At 48.1% G+C, this 16,256-nt stretch carries 7 protein-coding genes; all 7 read right to left on the minus strand.

The genetic code is table 11. The features are described 5' to 3' along the window. Window positions 1-122 precede the first annotated feature (122 nt). The 7 genes from KWJ01_RS19205 to KWJ01_RS19235 all read right to left on the minus strand — a co-directional run bounded on the left by KWJ01_RS19205 (window position 123) and on the right by KWJ01_RS19235 (window position 16,250). Complete coding sequence (locus KWJ01_RS19205) at window positions 123-2,558, minus strand: ABC transporter permease (RefSeq protein WP_224998672.1); 2,436 nt, start codon at window positions 2,556-2,558, stop codon at window positions 123-125. A 10-nt stretch (window positions 2,559-2,568) separates the two neighbouring features. Continuing rightward, the gene (locus KWJ01_RS19210) at window positions 2,569-4,950 is read right to left on the minus strand and encodes an ABC transporter permease (RefSeq protein ID WP_224998673.1); all 2,382 of its coding nucleotides are present in this window, start codon (window positions 4,948-4,950) and stop codon (window positions 2,569-2,571) included. A gap of 75 nt (window positions 4,951-5,025) precedes the next feature. Then, window positions 5,026-7,425 carry an ABC transporter permease gene (locus KWJ01_RS19215; RefSeq protein ID WP_224998674.1) on the minus strand — a complete coding sequence of 800 codons (2,400 nt, stop codon included), beginning with the start codon at window positions 7,423-7,425 and terminating at the stop codon, window positions 5,026-5,028. 134 nt (window positions 7,426-7,559) lie between these two features. Next, window positions 7,560-8,309 carry a GIN domain-containing protein gene (locus tag KWJ01_RS19220; protein ID WP_224998676.1) on the minus strand — a complete coding sequence of 250 codons (750 nt, stop codon included), beginning with the start codon at window positions 8,307-8,309 and terminating at the stop codon, window positions 7,560-7,562. A 250-nt stretch (window positions 8,310-8,559) separates the two neighbouring features. After that, the gene (locus tag KWJ01_RS19225) at window positions 8,560-10,947 is read right to left on the minus strand and encodes an ABC transporter permease (RefSeq protein WP_224998678.1); all 2,388 of its coding nucleotides are present in this window, start codon (window positions 10,945-10,947) and stop codon (window positions 8,560-8,562) included. A 210-nt stretch (window positions 10,948-11,157) separates the two neighbouring features. Then, window positions 11,158-13,566 (minus strand): ABC transporter permease, encoded by a 2,409-nt coding sequence (locus KWJ01_RS19230; RefSeq protein WP_224998680.1) that lies wholly within the window; start codon window positions 13,564-13,566, stop codon window positions 11,158-11,160. A gap of 320 nt (window positions 13,567-13,886) precedes the next feature. Then, a complete protein-coding gene (locus KWJ01_RS19235; RefSeq protein ID WP_224998682.1) occupies window positions 13,887-16,250 on the minus strand; it encodes an ABC transporter permease in 2,364 nt (787 codons plus the stop codon). Window positions 16,251-16,256 lie beyond the last annotated feature (6 nt).

Consider the following 16,256-nt stretch of genomic DNA (forward strand, 5'->3'; position numbering starts at 1 on the left):
AGCAGTAAGGAGTATAAATGATGGTACGATGCAGGAGCAGCCGTCTCAACACTTCACGATAGTTGTCCCTGCCGTGCCCTCACCTTTACACTACAAATTTTAGTAATGCCAGCTATTGCATGCTACTCATTTCGTAAATTATGGATAGGATTGCTGGTAGCCGCTTTCACTGCCTGGTAGCTGATGGTAAGAAAAGCAACAACTGCCGCAACAATACCGGCTACAATGAACACCCAGAGCGATAAATCAATGCGGTAGGCAAAATCCTCCAGCCACTGCTGCATAGCCAGCCAGGCAATGGGAAAGGCAATGACTGCAGCCAGGAGTACCAGCTTTAGAAAATCTTTGGATAAGAGGGTAACAATGCTCGCCACATCTGCTCCCAGCACCTTACGGATGCCAATTTCCCTGGTACGCTGCTCGGCAGTGAAGGTTGCCAGCCCAAACAGGCCCAGGCATGCCACAAAAATAGTAAGTCCTGCAAAGATGCCCAGGATCTGACCAGCCTTCTGCTCCGATGCGTAGGTCTGGTTAAAGCGGTCATCGAGGAAAGAATATTCAAAGGGCTCTGCAGGCGCAAGGGCCTCCCACTTCTGCCGCACAGCTGCAATCAACTCTCCTACCCTGTCTGTTTTTACTTTTGCGATCACAGATCCGTTGTTTTTGCCCAATACCATTACCAGCGGCGAAATGCGCTCGTGCAGCGATTTAAAATGAAAGTCGCCCACGACTCCAATAACCCTGAAGTGGTGTTTTCTGCCATCGTTGGTGGAGGTGGTCAGGGTTTGTCCAAGGGCCTCTTTTCCCCAGCCAAAGGCTGTTGCAGCAGTTTCGTTGAGTATAATGGCAGTAGAATCAGAGCCATAAAGGGATGAAAAATTACGGCCCGCCACCAGCTCCAGTCCCAGTGCTGGTATGTACTGATCATCTACCTCATACCTTAGGGTTTTTACCTGCTGCGAGACATCATCATCAGGATATACCATAAAGTTGTTGTTGTAGGAAGGGCCTGCCGGCAGGTAGCCCGAAGTGCTTACATACTGCACCCGCGGATCCTGGAGCAGCTGCTGCCGAAACACCTCTGCCTGCCCGCCCAGCAACCATGTTTCGGGCAGCACCAGCACCTGGTCTTTCTCGTAGCCTAACTTTTTATTCTGAATATACTGAAGCTGCTGGTATACAACGGTAGTACCAATGATAAGCACAATGGAAATACAAAACTGAAAAACCACCAGTCCGCTGCGCAGGCTCCAGCTGCCTTTACCAGGTGCACCTGCCGCCGATGAGGCAGATCCCTTTAGCACAGAAACCGGCTTAAAGGAAGACAGGAAGAAGGCCGGGTAACTGCCCGCCAGCACCCCCACAAAAAGTCCAAACAGGAGCAGCCCGGGTATTAGCAAGGGCCTTTCCATGAGCCGCAGGCCTAGGCTTTTGCCCGACAGCTCATTGAAAACGGGCAGGGCCAACTCTACCATCAGCAGGCCCAGCAGCAGGGCCAGCAGGCTTAGCAGAACAGATTCGGTGAGAAACTGCCCCACCAGCTGTCCTTTTCCGGAACCCAATACCTTGCGCACCCCTACCTCCCTTGCTCTTTTGCTGGCACCAGCTGTAGAAAGATTCATAAAGTTGATGCAGGCGATCAGGAGCATAAAAGCGGCAACGGCAGCAAAAATATACACATAACGGATATCGCCACCAGGTTCCAGGGAAGTGAGCAAATCCGAATGGAGGTAGATAGCACTAAGTGGTTGCAGAAAAAGGCCCAGGTCGTTACCCGCTTCCCGGAACTGTGCCAGGCTTATGCCCATGGATTGCTGGAGCTGTGGTCCCATGTACTTTTCCACTACCTGTGGCAGCTTGGCCTCCAGCTGTTTATAGTCGTAGCCCTCGGGGAGCAGCAGATAGGTGTAAAATTCAGATACCATCCAGGAAGGATTACGGGCATCGGGAAAAGTAGCCATGGAAGCCAGCATATCGAAACGGAAATGAGAGTTAGCAGGTATGTCGGCCATTACACCGCTGATGGTAAACTGTTCCTTCCAGTCCTTTAGCTGCAGCACCCTTCCTATAGGATCTTCATCTCCAAAATAGTTGCGGGCAGTGGATTGAGAAATAACCAGGGCGTTGGGCTGCCCCAGGGCCGTGGCCGGATCGCCTTTCAGCAGCGGCAGCGTAAATACTTTGAAGAAGTTGGAGTCAGCAAAAGCAAAACTGCTTTTGCTGAATACTTTATCACCATAAAGAATTTTAGGAGTGCCCATGGGGCGCAGGCGTGTAGCCTGTTCTACCTCCGGGTAATCCTGCACAAGTGCCTGCGCCACGGGTGGCATAACGTGTGCTTCGTTCATTTGCTCGCCCTGCACCGATCCCCGGAACACAACCCGCACAATGCGGTCTGCCTTTTCATGAAAGCGGTCGTAGCTCAGCTCATGCTCCACAAAAAGCATGATCACCAGGCAGCAGGCTATGCCAATGGCAAGGCCAAAAATATTGATGGCGGAAAAAGCTTTGCTGCGCCAAAGGCTTCTGAAAGCTATTTTTACATAATTCTTTAGCATGGGCGTAGCTTTATTCAGTTCTTAAATTCTTTACAGGATTGGCCTTAGCTGCTTTAACTGCCTGCACGCTTACCGTTGCCAGCGCTATAAAAAGAGCAAGCAGGCCTGCACTCAGAAAGTACCACCAGCTGATGTTGATGCGGTAGGCAAAATCTTCCAGCCACCTGTGCATGGCATACCAGGCAATGGGGGTGGCAATAATTATGGCCAGCATCACAAGCCTCAAAAAGTCTTTAGAGAGCAGGGCTGTTATATCCAGCACAGTGGCCCCCAACACTTTTCTTACCCCAATTTCCTTAATGCGCTGGCGGGCAAACAGGGCCACAAGGCCAAAGAGGCCCATGGCTGCAATAAATACAGTAAGCAGGGCCACATAATTAGTTACCTTCAGGAGTCCCTCCATGAGCGAATACTGCCCTTCTACCAGTTCATCCATTGGGGTATGGCTAAAGCTTCTGCGCGCTGGCATAGTTTTGAAATCCTGCTCCAGCCCCGCCATAATCTCCTGGCGGTGGTCTGTATCGAGACGGATACTTAAGTAGCGGTTAAAGCCCAGGGCAGGCTTTCCATTGTACCAGTGCAGCAGGGGCTCAATAGCCTGTTGCAGGTTAGAGTAATGAAAATCATCCAGCACACCAATAACGGTACCTACCTCATCACCACCTTTGCCTTTTATCTGTTTCCCGATAGGATTGGCCCATCCAAAGGCCTCTGCCGCCGAGCGGTTAATGATTATACTGCCCTCTTCGCCAGCCGCCAGTGCATCATTAAAATTACGCCCCTCCACCACAGGAATCTGGTAGGTTTCTGCAAAACCGGCATCTGCAGGTACATGTCGCAGTAAGATCTCCCTGCCGGTTTCCACATCTATGTAGGTATTATAGTTTTGCCAGTAGTTGGTAGGGATTACGGGGGTGGTAGAAACAGACTTTACATAGGGATTGCTCCTTAGCGAGTTCAGAATAGTTTCAAAGCGGCTTTCTGCCTGGGCAGGGTCCCTGAAAGACAGGTCCAGGTTTACAACAGCCACTTCTGTGGTGTTAAAGCCCAGGGATGCCGCTTTCATATAGCGTATCTGGCTGTTTAGCACAATGGCAACGCCAATGAGTACAACAGCCATTGTAAACTGCACGGTGATGAAAATATTCCGTAACCAGCCCCTGCTATCAGCTTTGATGAACTTGCCCTTTACCGCCTCAGATACCTTTACCGAAGTAAGGTACCAGGCCGGGATGCTCCCCGCCACCAGCACAATAAGGGCTGCAATAAGCACAAACAAGGCCAGAAGCACATAATCCTGCTGCCACTGAAACTGCAGTTCACCAAAGCCACTGCTCATTACCACATTTACCTGGGGCAGCAGTAGCTGTAGAAAAAGGTAAAAGCCCAGCAAGAGCGAAGTAAAAACAAGCAGTGCGTTTTCCAGGCAAAACTGGTACACAATACTGCGTTTGCCCGACCCTATAATTCTGCGTACAGCCACCTCTTTGGTACGGCTGAACACGATGGCTGTGTTGAGATTAAGGAGGTTGGCGATCATGACCAGCACAATAAAAACAGCCGAAGCAAGAGCTCCCGCAATGATAGAGCCGATGAGCGGATCACCTTCTGACTTTAACTGGCTAAAGGGCACGGTTTTTACCATACTCTGCTTTGCTTCATCTGCATAAAACTGTTTTACCAGTCTATCAATCTTCTGATCGAGAAGCTTGGGGTCAGCACCCTCCCTTAGGCGCAGGTAGTTTATAGCAAAGGTATTGTACCAGTCGGCTCCCTGCTTAAAATCATCTGTATCCTGCAGCAGCTGTAAAGGCAGAAGCACCTCAGCCCGCAGGCTTGAATTAACAGGCATGGCATCCAGTACTCCTGTAACTGTTAAGGGAATGGTATCGGCAGCCATAATGGTCTTACCCAAAGCCTTTTCGTTACCGAATAACTGTGTGGCTACATTTTGTGAGATAACAACACTGTACTTGTCTGCCAGTGCCTGTTGCGCATTGCCTTCTTTCAGGGGAAAGGAAAAAACCTTAAAGAAACCGCTGTCTACATACTGGGTACGTTCCTGCACTTCTATGCTGTTGTGCTGCAGCCACAGATCATTCCAGCGCTGCCAGTGTGTGGCAGCAACTACCTCAGGGCAGCTTTTCTGAATTTCGTACAGCAGCGGAAAAGTGGTTTGGTCATAGGATTCCCCATTAGCACTAAAGGTCTTCAGATAATAGAGATTATCGCTATCCTTATGGAAACTGTCAGTGGTGTAATACTGCTGCACCAGCAGCAATAAGGTCATCATGCTTGCCAGGCCCAGGGACAACCCAATGATATTGATCAGGCTAAAGCCTTTATTTTTACGGATATTCCGGATGGCGATTTTTAAATACTGTCTGAACATGGCCGTGAGTGAGATGCAGGTTAAAAATAATAGTTCCGTTTACTTCACATTTCTACAGTGCTGATTTACTTTTTCCTATTCACTCCGCAGATTCCTGACAGGGTTAGCCAGGGCTGCTTTCAGCGACTGGAAGCTCACTGTAAGTAAGGCAATCAGCAGGATGGTAATACCGGCAACGGCAAAGGTGGGCCAGCCTATGGAGATGCGCATTGCAAAATTTTCCAGCCATTTGCTGATCAGCAGGTAGGAAAGCGGTGTGGCAATAACAAACGAAACAAGGATCAGCTTTACAAAATCTTTTGAAAGCAGCGCCACTATGCTGCTGACAGAAGCGCCCAGTACTTTGCGCACACCTATTTCTTTGGTGCGCTGCTGGGCTATAAAAGTGGCCAGGCCAAACAAACCCAGGCAGGCAATGAAAATGGCAATGCTGGTAAATACCAGAAACGTCTGGCCCATCTTTTCATCTGCAGCATATTGCTTGTTGAACTCCTCATCCAGAAAGGCATATTCATAGGGCATCTGCGGAAAAAGCTCCTTCCATTTCTGCTCTACAAATGCCATGGTAGATGCCATATCGTTTGTTTTAAGATGCAGACTGATGTAACTGAACCGGTTAGGATTGATTGCCATGACAAGCGGTTCAATGGACGCCTGCAGGGAGCGGTAATGAAAATCTTTATAAACCCCGATAATCTCCCCGTCCCTGCCAAAACCAGCTGACAGCTTCTGGCCAATTGCTTCTTCAGGATTGGCCCAGCCAAAGGCTGCTACTGCTTTTTCATTGATTAGAAACCCACTTTCTGCATCTGACCGGATCTCTTCATTGAAGGGTCGGCCGGCAACCATCTCAATACCGTAGGTCTTCAGAAAATCAGCATCAACAAACAGGTAAAACATCGACTGGCTTTTATCATCAGCTACCCCCATCAGGGAAGTACTGAAATTATCCATCTCCTCTCCCGGTATGGATGCAGAGCTGGCTACACTGATGATGGATGAATGGCTCTGAAATTCATTTTTGATCTGCTCATTGTTATCAGCAATAGAGGCTCCGCGAACAGGCAGCACCAGCACTTGCTCTTTTTCAAAGCCCAGCTGCTGGTTTTTCATAAAATTCAGCTGCCTGTATACTATAATGGTACCCACAATCAGCATCAGGGAAATGCTAAACTGGCATACCACCAGCACCTTGCGCAGGGATGCTCCCCCGGAACCTTTGCTCAGGCTGCCTTTCAATACCCTTACCGGTTTGTAAGACGCTAAAAACAAGGCAGGATAAACCGCCGCCACAACGCCTACAACCAGGGTTAGTCCCAGCATGCTTGCCACAAACCCAGGGGTAAAAATCTGTTGCAGGCTAATGGCCTGGCCGGATATGGTTTCGAACAAGGGGCGGCTCACAAATACAATAAGCAGGGCCAATACCAGGGCAACTGCTGTGAGTATGATGGTTTCAAACAAAAACTGCACAAACAGGGAGCTTTTGGCTGCACCGAGTACCTTCCTCACCCCTACTTCCTTAGCCCGCTTGGCAGATTGAGCTGTTGTTAAATTAACATAATTCAAAGAGGCAATCAGCAGGATCAGCATTGCTACAACCGTAAAAATATAGATGTTGATGGGATTGCCCGGTGCTTCTGCCTCATAGCGTAAATTAGAATAGAGGTGTATGTCCTGCACAGGCTGCAGAAAATACCGAAAGGTGTATCCAAACTCTTTTAGCCGCTCACCCTCATAGGCATTGGCGATTGATGCTACCTTTTTCTCAAAAGCACTGATCTCCACATGCTCTTTAACCTTGATATAGGTATAAAACATGGTGGCAAACCAGTTTTCAACGGCATCCTCATACCATTCTTCCTGCTCTATGGTAGCGAAAGAAGTTACCAGGTTAAGCTTTAAATGGCTCCTTTCAGGGAGGCTTTTCATAACGCCGCTCACCTCATAATCGCGCTCATTGATCCTTAGTGTTTTACCGATAGGATCTTCTTCTCCAAAATATTTCCTGGCAGTTTCTTCAGCAATCAGGAGGGTTGCAGGTCGGTTTAGTGCAGTTTGTGCATTTCCCCTGATCAGCGGTATGGTGAATACATCGAAAATCTCCGGATCTGTCAGGTAGAAATTATTTTCATAAAAAGCCTTTTCTTCCCCGTACTTCACCAGCTTGTTATCCTGCTTCCAAAGGCGGGCAGCAGCTTCCACTTCAGAAAAATCTTTTTTCAGCGCGGGCGCAAGCGTACCAGAGGTTTGTGCAAACACCCTGTTGTCTGCACTGGCCTTAATATCAATGGCAACCCGGTACAGGCGTTCAACATCCTGATGATAGTTATCGTAGCTCAGTTCATTTTTTATGAAAAAGGCAATGAAAAGACAGGCTGCAATGCCTATCGCCAGTCCGGCCACATTCAGGAATGTATAGCCCTTATGGCGTTTAGTGTTTCTTAGCGCTATTTTCAGGTAATTCTGCCACATAAGTCAATCGCTTTAAAAAATGTTAGAATAGACCGGCACCGGATCTAATACTTAAACAGCAGCCCTGCAAACACCCACCACACTAGTTTAAGAAAACAGAGGCCTTTTTCTCTGCCATAGCCCTGGGCCTGTTATTATTTTTTATTGATAGTTGATACCCCCAGCACAAACCTGTTCAGCTGCGGATCGCCGGAATACCGCAATTTAACATCTCCAAAGGCCCAAAGGCTTATTTCGTCGCTGGCGTACAAGTTGAGGCTGTTCTCACCAAATATGCTGGTGGAGATCTGGTTGCCAGCCATATTTTCCGTATCAACCCTGTTCTCCCCGAATAAGCGGTAAGACTGTACATTTGACTCACCATTTCGGATCGACAGCCTGTTTTCCCCGAATGACTGTACTTTTAGGCGGCCGGTTTCCAGGGAAGCAAGTACCACCTGGGTTTCGCCCAACTGGCGGATCCTGAATTTTTTGCTGATTAGCGCATCTTCACAGCTAAGCTTTTCTTCACCGCTAATCTGAATGCTCTTTAGCTTTTTGAAGGTTACATAGGCAGTTATTTGAACATCCCTGTAAATGGGTACCTTTTGTGTGTAGCCGTCTTTTACAAGCTCCTCTGTTTTAACCGTAAACTTTGCATCATCCAGGTAAAGACTAAGCTTGTTTCCTTTCACCTTATAATTGATCTTTTCAGGAGCAATGCCACTGTACTCAATATCAAGCTGCTCATGCTCTCCTTCCTTCAGCACCACATTAATCAAGGGGCCTACCTGCAGCTTTTCAAACCCGGGCAATGCTACACTGATGGGTTCGGCTGGAGCCTGTGCCACTGCAAGCGTAGCAGTTATGAGCAGCACTATAAGGGGTAAGGCAAGATTTTTCATTGTATGTCAGCATTTAAAGCTCAATAATATAAAAGTATGAAAGAGGGCGCTTGCACAACAACCAACAGAAGGCGTGCCATTCTCTCATTTCGCTAATTTACAGCCATTTAACACATAGGCAAGCTACCACAGCGTGCGATTCCGAACAGTTAGTGTGCGCTAATGATACACTAAAAACGATAGCCCTACAGCCTGTACATCCCCAACATACGCTCCTGCCCTATCCATTTCTAAATTTTTTCTGATGCTTCTACTCTGTTCTTAAATTCTTTACCGGGTTACTAAAAGCGGCATGTACCGATCGATAGCCTACCGTGATACCGGCAATCAGCAAGCTAAACAGAATGGCTGCCAGAAAAACACTTAGCCCCAGGCTTACCTGGTACTCGAAGTTCTGAAGCCAGGCATTCATAAAATACCAGGCTAGGGGTGCTGCTATGGAAAAGGCAATAAAAATCAGCACAAAAAACTCTTTGGTGAACAGGAGAACAATATTTGTTACCGAGGCCCCCAGCACTTTACGAATACCTATTTCTTTGGTGCGCTGCACGGCCATAAACGATACCAATCCATACAGACCCAGGCAGCTTATGAAGAGAGCAATGCCAGAAAAGATCCGGAACAGGGTGTACATTTTCACTTCTTCCCTGTAAAAATTTGCAATGTCTTCCTCCAAAAAAGTAAATTCAAAAACGCTCTCCGGAAAGGTTTGCTTCCATTGTTGTTCAATTTGCCCCAGGGTTGAGCGCAAGTCAGCCATGTGAAGCTTGATACCGGCAAAGCGCATCTGGTCCCTTCGCTCCATAAGTACCGGACCTATGGCTTGCCGCAGCGATTGCGAATGAAAATCTTTTACAACCCCAACTATGGTTAGGGCTCTGCCAAAATTGGATACAGTCCGGCCAATGGCTTTCTCCGGGTTATCAATATGCATGGTCCGTAGCAGGGCCTCATTTACCAGCACCGCAGCAGTATCTCCAACCTGCCGCAGGTTCCGGCCGGCCAGCAAGGTTAGTCCATAGGTTTCCAGGTAGTTGGCATCAATGGGCATCATCTGGCAAACGATATCGTCTTTCAGGCCGGAGCCTTCAAAATTATAGGTACCAAACCAGCCTCCATCATTAGAAGGTGGCGTAAAGCCAAAGCTAACATTTTTAACGCCCGATAGCTGCTCCAGCTGAGTGCGCAAGGGGTAAATTGCCTGTTCCTGTGTGTTTGCCGGCAGGGGCACGGTAATCAGCGCCTCTTGATTGTACCCCAGCGGGAGGTTCCGAAAATAATCCAGCTGACTGGATACTACAAGGGTACCGATGATGAGCACCTGTGCAATAACGAACTGCATAACAATCAGGCCCTGGCGCAGCGTTAAAGCCCCTGTTTTAGGGGCAGTAATTTTATTTTTGATTGCTGCCACGGGCCTGAAACCAGAAACCAGCATGGCCGGGTAAAAGCCCGCCAGAAGTGTTACCACCAGGGTTATAGCTGCCAGGAAAGCCAGCAGGGTAGCATCCTGCAGGGGCCTGAACGATATGGCTACCTCCAGCAACTCCTGCAGGTAAGGCAGGGCGAATAAGGCTGCCACCACCGCCACCACCATTGCCAGAGACGTGATTAGAAAGGTCTCGGCCAGAAACTGCCGGAGTAACTGGTTTCGGTTTGCGCCTAAAACCTTGCGCACACCCACCTCTTTTGAGCGTTTTACCGACTGGGCCGTGGCCAGGTTGATAAAGTTGATGCAGGCAGTAAACAAGATGAACAACCCTATCAGAATTAACCCATTGATGTTTTCAGGCGGCATGATACGCCTGTTATAGTTACTGAAGCGGCTATCGTGGTGCATTTCACTTAAAGGCTGCAGCAGGTAGGCATAGCGATTCTCGCCGGTATACTTCTTTTGCACCACCGGAAACTTAGCTTCCAGTAGCTGTGGGTCCACCCCTTCTTTCAGCAGCAAAAAATGTGAGTAAGAATTGGAAATATTAACCCAATAGGTATGGTCCTCCACCACTGGCGTAGGCAGCGTTGCATAAGAAATCAGGATTCTGAACGGCAGATCGGTGGTGGCCGGAAAATCTTCTACCAGGCCGGTAATCTGTAAGGGTGCCTCTGAATTGAAGGTAATGGTTCTACCCAGAACTGTTGCAGGGTTGGTGGCGGCGTCTGGACCAAAGTACTTTTCTGCCACACTTTTGCTTAGAACCACGGTATTTGGCTCTGCCAAAGAAGTCTCCGGGCTGCCAGCCAGCCAATTAACATCAAAAATCCTGAAAAAAGCAGGGCCCACATTAGCAATACCGGGCTCCCTGAAAACCTGGTCGCCTACCTTAATCAGGCCGCTTCCGTAAAAGCGTGTGGTGGCAGCTTCCTCAATTTCGGGAAACTCCTCTTTCAGCGCTTTTCCTACCGGTACAGGCGCATTTGTACTAACGCCTCCCTCCCCTGTCATGAATTGGGTGTTCACCCGGTAAATCCGCTCTGCCTTGGCGTGATGCCGGTCAAAACTGCTTTCGTACCGAACCACCAGGAACAGTAACAGGCAGCAGGCAATTCCCAGGGCTAAACCGGCAACGTTGATAGCGGTATGCGCTTTATTCCGGCGAATGCTACGGAAACCAATGATGAAGAAGTTCTTGAGCATGAGCGAAAAATTAAATGTGGAATAACTATGTCAACAGTACTGCCTACACTGATTTAGCAGAAAATTTTGCTGCAGCCGAGCCTACCAATGCCGCTTTGAAGGACTAAAAAAAGCCTTCAGCACCTGTTCCGCTGGCTCTACTCCGGGGGACCTGGCAGTTCCTGATACCACCGCAGCCGCTGCAGCCCGACCTACAGCGATATGAGCGGTTTATTCGCTACGCAGGGATTTTACAGGGTTTGCTACTGCTGCTTTGATTGCTTTAAAGCTGACCGTAAGCAGAGCAATAAGCATGGCCCCGGCGCCGGCCAGGCCAAAGATCCACCAGCTAAGTTGAATCCGGTAGGCAAAATCCTGCAGCCAGTGGTTCATGGCGTACCAACCCAACGGAAAGGCGATGAGTGCTGCCAGCATTACCAGCTTCAGAAAATCTTTGGAGAGCATCAGCACAATGCTGGATACGCTGGCGCCAAGTACCTTGCGAATGCCTACTTCCTTGCGTCGCTGCTCAGCAGCAAAGGTGGCAAGGCCAAATAGCCCCAGGCAGCCAATAAGTATGGCCAGTGCTGCTCCTATCAGAAAAACTGTCTGCCTAATTCTATCCTGCTGGTAAAACAATTCCCACTGATTATCCAGGAAGTGGTACTCGAACAAATGGCTCTGATCTACCTGCTGCATTACAGCCTCCAGCTGCTCCAGGGTGGCAGCCACATTACCCGGCGCTACCCGAACGGTAAAGTAATCGATGCTATGCACAGGGTTATTCTGATAACCCAGCACCATGGGCGCCATTGGCTCCCGCAGCGACTGAAAGTTAAAGTCTCTTACAATACCCACCACCCGCACCTGATACGGCACCTCCAGACTTTCCACACTGCCGCCAAAGTCAGCTGCCGGAATCTGGATAAGCTGTCCGGAAGCCTCTGTAATTCCCAGCGCCCTGGCAGCAGTTTCATTCACCAGTACCGACGAAGAATCGGCAACACTGCCCGCTGTGAAATTTCTGCCCTGCAGCAGCTCTATTTCAAAAGTTGGCAGAAATTGTTCGTCCACTGCCAGGAAATACATATCATTCCCCAGCTGTGCGGAGCTGTTGGGCTGCTTTACTTTTACTTTGGGCAGGCTCTTCCACTCGCCGGGTACGCGGGAGCTTACAGAAACACTGGTAACCTGCGGCAGGCGGCTAAACTCATTCCTGATGGTTGCGGCACCCTGCCGAACTTTGCCACTGTTGATGTCGATGACCAGCAGCTGGCTTTTATTAAAGCCCATATCCTTACTGTTGATGTACTGCAGCTGCAGGTACACCACCAGGGTGGCTAACATCATGATGATGGAAACAGAAAACTGGAATACCACCAGGAAACGGCGCAAACTAATGCTTTCCTTCCCTACAGGCAGCTTGCTCTTAAACAGCTCTATAGGTTTTAAGCGCGATTGAAACAGTGCCGGGTATAAACCCGACAAGGCTCCCACCAACACCAGAGAAAGCAGCACGCCCAGCCAGATCCGGTAATCTGTACCAAGGCCAAGGCTTAGCTCTTTTTGAGTAAATGCGTTAAAGGAAGGCAGCAACAGTTTGATTAGCACATAGGCCAGTGTAAAGGCCAGAAGGGTCATCAGGAACGATTCTGCCAGGAATTGGATTGCCAGCCCACCACGCGAGGCCCCGGCTATTTTGCGCACCCCAATTTCCTTAGCCCGCCTGGTAAACATGGCAGTGGTCAGATTCATGTAATTGATGCAGGCAATCAGCAGCACAAACAGGGCAATTGCTGAAAAAACATAGATGTAGTTAATATTACCCAGCTTGCCTAATGTGCCCTCAATATCAGCAGAGTTGAAATGGACCTCTTTCAGGGGCTGTAGCACAAAGCTGCTTTTGTGCTGGCTTTCGGGGCTGCGGTTAGCAGCCACCAGTGTATTCAATTTTGCTGCTATCACCTGCGGATCTGCCTCTTCGTTTAGCAACAAATAGGTGTAAAAATCATTTGAGTCCCAGTCGGAGTTAATGTTTTCCTGAAAATCGGGATTCGATGTTATGGTAGACTCCGAGAAAAGCAGGTTAAATGATAATTGAGAGTTTACCGGGAAATTTTCCAGCACACCTGTTACCATGTAAGGAGTGCTGCCATCGTTTACCCTAATTGTTTTGCCCAATGCAGCCGTGGTTTTGAATAATTTCAGGGCGGTTTCTTCTGTTATAATTACCGAATTAGGGGCGGTAAGAGCAGTTTCGGGATTACCCTGCAGCAGCTTAAAGCTAAAACTTTGCAGGAAATCGGGACTGCTTAACCAAAACTCTTCGTAGAAAACACTGGTGTTCTCGGTTGTTCCAACGTTTACCCGTCCCAGAACCACTAACCTCACGGCCTGCTCTACTTCAGGAAAATCGCTCTTGGCCTTAACAGAAACATTATATGCGGTACTGCCTAACTTGCTTTCTTTTCCATCTGCACTGCTACGCTCCTCTACTACCCTGTAGAGGTTATCGGCATGCGCATGAAAACGATCAAAAGTAGTTTCATCAACAATGTAGAGTGCTATCAGCAAAAAACAGCATAGACCGCTTGTTAAGCCTATCAGGTTAATGAAGGAGAAAGTTTTATTTCTCATCATGTTACGCCAGGCAATTTTTATATGATGTCGGAACATAAGAATTAGGGTATGTGGGGTCAAAAATTATATTGTTCACATGGCTGGGAGGTATGCTATCTCTCCTGCTGATGAATTCTTCAGTTAGTATGCCAGATGCGCAAGCACCTATTTACAAGCAGCTTATGATTTACGCACCATGGAATAGTGTTCGGTATCGTACAGCAGCTGTGCGTTTTCACTACAGCTGCTGCTGAAAAAGTAGTTTCATCCAGGCAAATGGTACACCCCAGGCGCTAAATTTGATGAATTACACTAATCCAGCCTACGGCATTTGAGGAGTCTTATTCATCTTTTAAGCTCCGCACCGGGTTACTGGTGGCAGCCTTCACTGCCTGAGCTCCCACGGTAAGCCAGGCAATCGCCAATGCAGCCAGTCCGGCTCCTATAAAATACCACCATGCTAACTCAATCCTGTACTCAAACCCATTCAGCCAGTTTTTTACCAATAGGTAGCTTAAGGGTAAAGCAATACAGATAGCGAGGCCTACCAATCGTGTAAAATCGCTGGAGAGCAGGTAGACAATACTGAACTGGCTTGCACCCAAAACCTTGCGTATACCTATTTCTTTTCGCCTTCTTTCGGCGGTAAAAGCTGCTAAGCCAAACAAACCCAGGCAGGAAACAATAATGGTGATGCCAGAGAAGTATTTGGAAAGTATGGCTACCCGGTTCTCTGCGGCATAGAGGGCCTGGTAGTCCTGGTTTAAAAATTTGTAATCCAGCGTGTAGCCAGGGTTAAACTCCTCATAAAACTGCTGGAGCCCGGTAACTGCTTCTCTTTCCCTTCCGGCGGCCACACGTGCCATAATCTTATAGGTATCGGTTGGTTTAACAATGAAAAACAGGGGCTTTACCGCTTCATGCAGCGATTGAAAGTGAAAGTCTTTGGTTACGCCAATAATCTGCCTGTCTTTTCCCCATACGTTTACATATTTCCCAACGGGGTTGTCAAGCCCCATTGTCTCAATTGCTGCTTCATTGAAGATGATACCCAGGCTGTCGGAACCATAGTCTTTGGAGAATGCCCGTCCTGCAGCCATGTGAAGGCCTAAGGTTTCAATCATATCATAGCTAACTTTTGCAAGTTCAAACTTTATGATATCCTCAGGATTCTTCCCCTCCCAGTGCACACCCGTAGTGGTAGTTTGTTGTGCCAGAAAACTATGGGAAGTACTGCCAGCATTTACAATACCCGGGATGCGTTTAATTTCTGATAGAAAAAGCGACTCATCCTGTGCAGCCCTGCCTTCTTTTTCAAAATAGATGATCTGCTCTTTGTGGTACCCCAGGTTTTTGGTCTGTACATAGTCTAGCTGTTGGTACACCACAAGCACGGCCACAATGAAGATTATAGAAAGGGTAAACTGAAAAACCACCAGTCCCTTACGGGTAAACACTTCTGCTGCCGAGCTGCTCAGTTTACCCTTTAAGGCAGTAATCGGATTAAAGCCGGATAGGTACAGGGCCGGGTAACTACCAGCAATTAGTCCGGTCATGAGGGTGATGCCCAGTATGGATAGGATCAGGGACAGATTAAAACTGATGCTTAATTGCTTGCCTGTTATTAAGTTGAATTGTGGCAGCAACAGCACCACCAGCAACAGCGCCAGCAGTAAAGATAATACCGTCATGACCATAGATTCTCCCAGGTATTGAACAATGAGTGTTTTACGGTAGGCACCTAATGTTTTTTTGATTCCTACTTCCTTTAGCCGGCGGGTAGCCCTGGCCGTAGAGAGGTTCATGAAGTTGATGCAGGCAATCAATAGAACGAAAATGGCGATGATTGAAAAAAGCCGTACATACTCAATTCTGCCGCCCGCCTGTACGCCATTTTCATATGTGTCGTAGAGGTACTTATCGGTATACGGCCTTACAAAAACATCCGCATTGGAGCCACTAGCCTTTTGCTTCATAAAGCCGGATATTTTACTATTGAAGGTCTCAACATTTGTTCCTTCTTTCAGGAGCACAAAGGTACGCGGACCTGTATTGCCCCAGTCCTGATGCTCAGGGCCCATAAGCTCTTTAAAGATCTCGAAAGACACCAGAAAATCGAACTGGTCAGAAGAGTTGGGTGGAGTACCCGTAAAAACGCCGGATACCTGTAACTGCCTGTCCTCCCCAAACTGTACAGAGTTACCAATGATGTTTTCGGTAGTTCCGAATAATGTTCTGGCCAGTGCTTCTGATATAACAATCGAACTTTTATAAGCCAGCACCTTATCCCTGGCGCCCTGGATCAGGTTGTAGGAGAACAGTCTAAAGTACTCTTCACCTGCAAAAAGCCCGGCAGCTTTAAAACTTTCCTCCCCCACTGTTAGCCGAAACAAAGGCATTTCTATACCAGCGGTAGTGGCAACGGCATGCTCAACTTCCGGCATTTCAGCTTTGAGTACCTCAGCCATAAGGGCTGGCGTAGCATGGGCAGTTTCAATTTCACCGGTATTGTGGTGGTTCAGCATTACCTGAAAAAGCTGGCTGTCTTTTTCATGAAACTTGTCTACCTGTAACTCATCATTCACCCACAGGTATATGAGCAAAGCACAGGCTAAGCCGGTAGATAAACCAACCAGATTGATAAAGAATGTACTCTTAAACCGGAGTAAATTTCGGTATATCAATAAAAAGTTGTGTTTGAACATAACAGT

The organism is Cesiribacter sp. SM1 (genome assembly GCF_020178975.1).
In the GTDB taxonomy this organism is placed as follows: domain Bacteria; phylum Bacteroidota; class Bacteroidia; order Cytophagales; family Cyclobacteriaceae; genus Cesiribacter.